Raw genomic sequence first — 1,028 nt, 5'->3', positions numbered from 1 at the left:
TACCGCTCCCCCGGCGAGGACGTGCGAGCCTGCGGACACCACGACGACGACGGCGGCGAGCACCCCTGCCCGCGCCGCCCTGTAGAGCCCCCTGCCAGGACGCGGCACCCACCCAGAATAAAAACGGCGGAAGCCGGATTGCCAGGGCTGGTCCGTCATCCGGTACGCCACCGCGGCGCAGCGCCCTCCGGATGGTCCCCGCACGGTCACGGGGCACCGGTCAGCCCACGTCGACCTCGAGGGTCACGGACTCCTCGCCACCGTCCTCCACCGGCAGCAGGACCTGGACCTCCCAGGTTCCCGGCAGCAGCAGGTGGACCCGCCCCGCGTGCACACCGGGCGCCAACGACACCAGGGTCGCGACCGGCGGCTCGACATCGCTTCCGGGCAGGTCCCACTCCAGGCGCGGCGGCCCGGCACCGTCGGTGGGCTCCCCGTCGGCGTCCAGGACCCGCACCTCCAGGACGTTCATGCCCCGGGTCGCCGGCGAGACCGACACCGTGACCGCCCCCGACCCCAGCGGCGCCTCCAGCAGCTGCTCGGTGTCACGTCGCGGCGCAGGACGCGGGGGCGGCTCGGCCTGGGGTTCCTCGTCCTCGACGGTGACGTCCCCGCCGGGCGCGCCGTCGAGGGGGCGCGGGTGCTGACCGACCAGGACGCCCGTCACGCCCACGACCGCGAGCAGGACCACGACCTCGACCAGGACGGTACGCCGCAGCCTGCCGCGCGCCGCCGGCTCACCGGCCGCACGCAGACGCGGCAGCAGCGCGAACCGGTTCCACGCCGCCACCGCCACCACGAGCAGCACCAGTGCCACCTTGACGAGCAGCAGACGTCCGTAGGTGGTGGTGAGCAACGCCTGCGCCGAACCGACGACCCGCCACCCCAGCACCACCCCCGTGACCGCCACGACGAGCACCAGGCCGCCGGCGATCCCGGAGAACCGGGCGACCGCCCGGCCCTGGTCCAGCGCCCGACCCGGCCCGCGCAGCAGCACCGCCAGGCCCACGAGCCCGCCGAGCCAGGCG

General features: G+C 75.5%; 1 protein-coding gene. It reads right to left on the bottom strand.

All coding sequences use genetic code 11. The features are described from left to right. Window positions 1–220: 220 nt before the first annotated feature. On the bottom strand, window positions 221–1,028 hold an 808-nt coding region (locus tag N869_RS15360; RefSeq protein WP_035063124.1), incomplete at its 5' end, for a CopD family protein.

Origin of the sequence: Cellulomonas bogoriensis 69B4 = DSM 16987 (assembly GCF_000767165.1) — a bacterium.
Taxonomy (GTDB): Bacteria; Actinomycetota; Actinomycetes; order Actinomycetales; family Cellulomonadaceae; genus Actinotalea; species Actinotalea bogoriensis.
This window is presented reverse-complemented; position numbering and strand designations above follow the sequence as displayed.